The sequence below is a fragment of the Atopobium sp. oral taxon 810 str. F0209 genome, from assembly GCF_000466405.1.
Taxonomy (GTDB): domain Bacteria; phylum Actinomycetota; class Coriobacteriia; order Coriobacteriales; family Atopobiaceae; genus Olegusella.
The window spans coordinates 1-6,669 of sequence record NZ_KE952968.1; the positions used below are offsets into that span (position 1 = coordinate 1).

Consider the following 6,669-nt stretch of genomic DNA (forward strand, 5'->3'; position numbering starts at 1 on the left):
GCCCAGGTAAAAAATGGCGCGAGGGCGCTTCTTGAACCCGATGCGGACAAAAGGATGCATATTGAACCCGATGCAAGTAAAAGGACGCATTATGAACCGCCTGTGAGGGAAGGTGAAGTTGGAAGAGCGCATGGATGCGTTCATACAGCTTGGTTCTACCTTTCAAGCAGTTTTTCAAGAAGACTTAGGTCAGAACTGGAACAGGGCTGACCTAAGTGCACGGAAATAGGTACACATGTTCGTGTATAATGAGTATCTCTTTTGATTTTTGGCTGGGGGCAAGCAGTGAGTCTGCGTAGCGGCGAGCAATATAAGCGTCCGGATGTGGCCGCGCTGCGTGAAGCAATTGACGCGCGGCTTCGTGGTCGTGCTGCCTTCAGCGATACAAATTACAGCGATGAGCCTATCATTTTTTCGGGCAAAAAACTCAAAAGTTATGTGCCTGAGCAGCTCGCGCAAGCGAGGGCATTGGCACACAGCCCTGCAATGCTGCATCACAGTGAGGCATATATTTTTTGGCGTCAGGCAAGATTGCTGGCTGACTACGAAGATGACTTTGAGTACCACGGACATTTCTCGCGCTATTTTCCTACCTATCAGTTGATGAGTAGCGAGCAGCTGAGGGGCTATTTTTCTTGGCGTACCCAATGGCGCCAAGGCAAGGTACAGGCTACGGAGACCTCCTTTGTATATCTTTGTGCTTATGAGTTGTTGCATTGTGTTGGTGTAGATGATGCGCTGCAAGCTCACAAACAGCTGAGCCGGTTACGCAAAGACTATGGCAAGGATCTTTTGGACCATCGCCTATTCAAAAATTTGACTGAGTGGATGGACGAGTTTGTCATCTATTGGGATTTGCCTCAGGAGCTATTAGAAGAATTGCCCCATCGTGATGAAGATAGTGTCCTGCAGGTTTTATCTGCAATTTCAGATGCCAGTGATGAGCAGCTTTTTTCTGCTTTAACAGGACTTTCTTCGTATCATATTGAAAGTTCTGCCTTGTATAAAGCGCGTCCTGCTGCAGTTCGGCATGTTGTTTGTGGGGTTGTACGCAAAGTTAGTGCCCATCATGATCGCTCACTCAAGCGCAGTATGCTGGAGAGCTACTGTGGCGTATGTACGGAACGAGATTTTCCCATGCTCCGCAATGCAGTTTTTGCCGATCCAAGAGCGGGGGCAGATCGCAGCTATGAACTGAGTCCTTTTGATCAGCTATATTGCCGACATGGTTTTTGGTCGCGCAAACGTTATTGGGGTATGGCAAAGTCTCGCAAAAAGTTTGGTGAGTTGCTTAAAACCATTGATGCTGCTATGCGGGAACAGCTGAATTTTGAACCTGCCATCGAAAGCCCCCTCAAAACCCGTTATATCGTAAAGGCGGCTCGTGAACTAACTCAGCAAATTGTGGATGAGCAGAAAGCAGCAGAACGTCGGGCGGTACATATTGATTTTTCCAAGCTGGGAGGTATTCGTGCTGCTGCTGATACCACGCGAGATCGTTTAATTGTGGAAGAAGAACCTGAATTTGTTTCAGATTTTGCGGCAGTTACAACGGAAGTGTCCGAGCCAGATGCAACTGATAAAGGACGGTCAGAGCATGCTGGCAAGGACTGTCGAGTCACAACGGAAGTGTCCAAGCCAGATACAACTGTTAAGCTCAGTGACGAAGAGCAGGCTTTGCTTAGCTGCTTGCTTGAGCAGAACTCTGTACATGCATTTGAGCGCGAACATCAGTTGATGGCATCACTGCTTATTGAGTCCATTAACGGCAAGTTGATGGATGTTATTGGTGATGTGGTAATTGATGCGGGTTCTGATGAACCCCAAATATATGAGGACTATTTTGACGATATAAGGGAGTTGCTCCATGCCTAGGGTACCCAAGCGCATAGCAAATACGGTAATCAATTCGCTGAAGGGTGGCGTTGTACCTCGCGTGGGTTTGCCCTATATCACAGTGGGTCGTGAGCATGAGATCGAAGCACTGCTCCATGATGTGGAGGTTATCCGCGAAGGAGGAGCATCGTTTCGTTTTGTAGTAGGCAAGTATGGCTCGGGCAAGTCATTTTTGTTGCAGACCATTCGTAATTATGCAATGGATTTGGGCTTTGTAGTCATGGATGCCGATCTATCCCCTGAGCGTCGTTTGCAGGGCAGTCATGGTCAGGGTCTTGCTACCTATAAAGAGCTTGTGCGTAATATGGCCACTAAGACTCGTCCCGAAGGTGGTGCGTTGACACTCATTCTCGACCGTTGGATTTCTGGTGTGCAGAGCACAGTAGTTGCCGAAGGTCTACCAGCTGATGCTCCCAATTTTGCCGCTGCCGTCGAGCAACGTATTAGTGATGTCATAGCACAGATGGGTGAAATGGTTCATGGTTTTGATTTTGCTCACCTGCTGCAGCTGTATTACCGTTCGTACCTAGAGGGTAACGATGAGATAAAGGGCAAGGTTATTAAGTGGTTTCGCGGGGAATATGCCAACAAGACCGAAGCTCGTCGTGAGTTGGGTGTAGGCATTGTCGTAGGTGATGATGATTGGTATGAATACGTCAAGCTCTTTGCGTTTTTTCTCAAACAGGCGGGCTATGCAGGCTTATTGATGCTGGTAGATGAGCTAGTCAATATCTATAAGGTGCCAAACTCGATTACCCGTCAGTATAACTACGAAAAAATTCTGACGATGTACAATGACACTTTGCAAGGCAAGGCACGCTATCTGGGCATCATTATGTGTGGTACACCCCAAGCTATCGAGGATCGTCGTCGGGGCGTGTATTCCTATGAAGCCTTGCGCTCTCGTCTCTCTGAGGGTCGTTATGGTGCGGGTGTCTATAAGGATTTAATGGCGCCCGTAATCCAGTTACAGCCGTTGACCCATGAAGAAATGCTGGTGTTGATAGAAAAGCTTCAAGACATCCATACGCAACTCTATGCTTATGTACCTCGTCTCAATGAGATGGATTTGGTGAACTTTATCAAGCAAGAATACGAGCGTGTAGGTGCAGACACGCATATCACACCACGTGAGGTGATTCGCAACTTCATTGAGCTGCTGGATATTTTGTATCAATATCCTGAGGCTCAGGTAGGCGAGGTGATGGGGCAGGCAATAGGGCGCGCAAGTGAGAGCGATGCTGCAGCTTTTATAGATACCGCTGGCATTGCTTTGCCTAGTAGTAGCGCTCACGGCATCTCTGGCAGTCCGCGGCAAGACGTTTTTGAGTTCAAATTGTAAAAGGCTTTGCGTGTCTTGACTTTGTAGAACTCAACTGTACTATCTGTATTAAATGAACTAATACAGTTATAGCTGAGGAGGTGCAAAGTGATTCAAATTAGCTATAAAGATTCTCGGCCCATTCACGAACAAGTAGAAGATGGCATACGGCGTCTTATTGTGTCGGGGGCATTGGCGCCAGGCGAACAGTTGCCTTCTGTGCGCGAGCTAGCATCCACGCTCGCTATAAATCCCAACACTATAGCTCGTGCGTATCGTGAGCTTGAAATGCAGGGTTATGTATGCAAAGTAGCAGGTAAAGGCTCGTTTGTAAGTGAAGGGGTGCCTGATGATCATCAGCGCATTAAAGATTTACGCTCTGCTTTTGACGAAACTGCAACTGAGCTTCTGTATTTGGGCGTTGATTTGGCCGCATTAAAAAAACAACTTGATGAGCTTGCTCGTGCTATGGGAGGGGAGGGACAAAATGACTAATGAAATGCTAATTACCAAGGATGTCGTAAAGAATTTTGGCGATTTTCGTGCGCTTGATTGCGCTTCGATAAACGTGCCAAAGGGCAGTGTTTATGGATTAGTAGGGCCTAATGGCGCTGGCAAATCTACCTTGCTCCGTCATGTCATGGGAATACTTCGTCCTGATGAGGGTGAAGTTTGTATCGATGGCGAGCCTGTGTGGGAAAACGATGTGCTTATGCAGCGCGTTGCCTTTATTCCCGATGAGCTGTTTTACTTCCCCAATGCAACAATTCAGGATATGAGACAGTACTATCGCGGACTCTATCCTCGTTTTGATGATAAGCGTTTTGAAGCTTTGCATGAGGTGTTTACCACGATTGATAGCAAACGCCCCTTGCGTCGTTTGTCCAAAGGCATGCAAAAACAGTCTATTTTTTGGTTGTCTCTATGTTGCCACCCAGATTTTTTGGTACTCGATGAGCCTGTGGATGGCTTGGATCCTGTGATGCGTCATCAAATCTGGAGTCTGCTCATGAATGATGTAGCCGAGCAGAACACTACGATTTTGGTCTCCTCTCACAACTTACGTGAGCTCGAAGATGTCTGTGATCACGTGGGAATTATGCACAAGGGCAAGATTTTGTTGCAACGATCGCTCGAAGAGTTGGAGGGTAGCGTCTCTAAGGTACAAGTTGCCTTTGCAAATCAGCCGCCAGCATTTCCCGCAGATATCAAAATCATGCATCACGAAAAGCAGGGTCATGTGCACACCCTAATCGTACGGGGCAAGCGTGAGCAGCTTGTTGCGCATTTAACTGCACTACATCCGCTTTTTTTGGATGTGCTACCGCTCACGTTAGAGGAGATATTTATTTATGAGATGGGAGGTGTGGACTATGGCATCAAAGACATCCTTGCTTAGCCGCACGGTTTTTCAGGGACATATCAAACGCTTTGTTCCTTTGTGGTCGCTCTATGCTGCAGTGCTCACCATTTGGTTGCCCATTGGTCTGTCCCTGCGTTTTCAGAGCATGGAAAGTCCTACCGCCCAGGATTTGTATCTGGTGGTTTATACGCATACAAGACTCGGATCATTTATCTTTGTGACGGCGGCCTTTGCAATTGTCTGTGCAGTTTGCCTTTTTTCGTATCTATACAAGAGTTCCTCGGCAAATATGATGCATGCTTTCCCGCTCAGACGCTCAACCCTTTTTGTATCAACCTATCTCGCTGGCTTGTTTATGATGCTGGTGCCTATGGTTGTGGCGCTTTTACTGATGTCTTTTGTTTGTGTCTCTCACCACGTAATTTGGTTGAGCCTGATGTTGCAGCTGGCTGTATGTGTGCTTTTTAGCTCTTTATTTTTCTTCTCGCTGGCATCGCTGTGTTGCATGATTTCGGGCACTATATTTGCAGCTGTTGCGTTTTATGGCATTTGCCAGCTCGCTTGGAGTGCAGTGTACACGTTGGTGATGATTTTTATTGCTAGCTTTACCTATGGTATGGAGCAGCTACCCAAGTCTGTGTTGATGTTAGGTGGCAAAGTAGGGTTTTTGTCTCCACTGCCGTATTTACTAGGTCATGTTAGATTATTTTCTAAGAATATTGAGCTTGCAGATAGTTTTAATCCAGTAACTATTGATACCACAACGCATACCATAGGCTTTAATTATCTCATTGCGTTTTTTATCGCAGGCTTTGTTGTGACGGCACTTGCTTGGTGGATTTATAGCAAGAGACGCATTGAAAGTGCGGGAGATATGGTTGCTTTTCCCGTGCTCAAGTTGCCTGTACGCTGGTTGGCTGCCTTCATTGGTGGCATGGGAAGTACCTTTGTGGTAGCTGCCCTGAGAGGTGTTGCGGGGAGTCGGCAGGATCTTGCCGTATTTGTTGGGTATTATGCACTCTTTGCCCTTATATGCTTCTTTGTGACCGAAATGATTCTCAATAAGACTGTGCGTATCTTTACTCGCAGTCGTGCTGTTGAAGCGCTAGCAATGTGTGCTTTGAGCTCAGTCTTACTTGTGGGTCTTGGCTTGGACTTAGCTGGTTTTTCGACTACAATTCCACAGGTCAAAGATGTTTCAACCTTGAATCTTCAAGTCCGTGATACTAACTATGCTGCTAAGGCAGGGCTTGGCCAAGATTCCGATCGCCTGATGCAACAAACGATCGATTTACATCAAACTATTGTGGAAAACCGTGATGAACTTAGGGCTGAGGCAGAGCGTATCAGTGGTTCTAACGATGGCAGGACGGTCTACGTGCGTTTTGCTTATCGGCTAAAAGATGGTCGCATATTGACCCGATCTTATCTAGTTCCTATCACTGAGGAAGCGCGTAAAGATCCCAATAGTGCTGCGTCAAAGTTGCTGAATATCTACCTTGATTCTGATTTCTTCCTTAATTCTTTGCTTGGCTACAATCACGCTGATTTTGAGTGGGTTGGTGCTGTGTTTGAGCCTAGCTACAAAGGTGGGTACTCAGGTGAAAGTATCAGTGTGGATAAAAATAAGGCAAAAGCTATGGGAGAAAAGCTCTTGTCTTATATCCAGAGTATATCTTGGAAAGAATTTATGCTTAGGCATATGGGAATAACTGCAAGCAATCCAAGCAATGGTTATCAGTATTGGGGTTCGCTGGTAATGAATGGTCGCTATGCAGGAACTAATAACACAACTGAGCGTATCTTGGCTGATACCGGTCTTTTGGATCACAGTGCGAGTAATCATGGTGAATGGGGCTACTCAGAAAATACCAATACCAATGATGATGGTAGTTTTACGACAAATATCAGTATCTGCCTAGATGTTGACACAGATCTTATGGCAACGGATTTTGCCGAGGTGATAAAAGCTTCGGGTATCGAATTGAATGCTGACGATGCGATTGTAAAGTAATACCTGTTTGCCCTCCTTTCCCAAGCGTCTTCCTCCTTCAGGTGGAAGACGCTTTTTTTTTTTTTTTTTTTTTTT

The 6,669-nt window shown here is 46.3% G+C and carries 6 protein-coding genes; all 6 read left to right on the plus strand.

Annotated elements, in window-relative coordinates; all coding sequences use genetic code 11:
• Positions 1-210 (plus strand): hypothetical protein (locus HMPREF9069_RS09690; RefSeq protein WP_021626815.1); only part of this gene is annotated, 210 nt, incomplete at its 5' end.
• 75 nt (positions 211-285) lie between these two features.
• The gene (locus HMPREF9069_RS08245) at positions 286-1,875 is read left to right on the plus strand and encodes a TerB N-terminal domain-containing protein (RefSeq protein WP_198009753.1); all 1,590 of its coding nucleotides are present in this window, start codon (positions 286-288) and stop codon (positions 1,873-1,875) included.
• Positions 1,868-3,238: an ATP-binding protein gene (locus tag HMPREF9069_RS08250; protein WP_021626817.1), complete on the plus strand. Its 1,371-nt coding sequence runs from the start codon at positions 1,868-1,870 to the stop codon at positions 3,236-3,238. The genes HMPREF9069_RS08245 and HMPREF9069_RS08250 overlap by 8 nt, the downstream gene beginning before the upstream one ends.
• A gap of 87 nt (positions 3,239-3,325) precedes the next feature.
• Positions 3,326-3,712, plus strand: coding sequence for a GntR family transcriptional regulator (locus tag HMPREF9069_RS08255; protein ID WP_021626818.1), 387 nt, complete (start codon positions 3,326-3,328; stop codon positions 3,710-3,712).
• Complete coding sequence (locus HMPREF9069_RS08260; RefSeq protein WP_021626819.1) at positions 3,705-4,616, plus strand: ABC transporter ATP-binding protein; 912 nt, start codon at positions 3,705-3,707, stop codon at positions 4,614-4,616. The genes HMPREF9069_RS08255 and HMPREF9069_RS08260 overlap by 8 nt, the downstream gene beginning before the upstream one ends.
• Positions 4,591-6,594: a hypothetical protein gene (locus HMPREF9069_RS08265; RefSeq protein WP_021626820.1), complete on the plus strand. Its 2,004-nt coding sequence runs from the start codon at positions 4,591-4,593 to the stop codon at positions 6,592-6,594. The genes HMPREF9069_RS08260 and HMPREF9069_RS08265 overlap by 26 nt, the downstream gene beginning before the upstream one ends.
• Positions 6,595-6,669 lie beyond the last annotated feature (75 nt).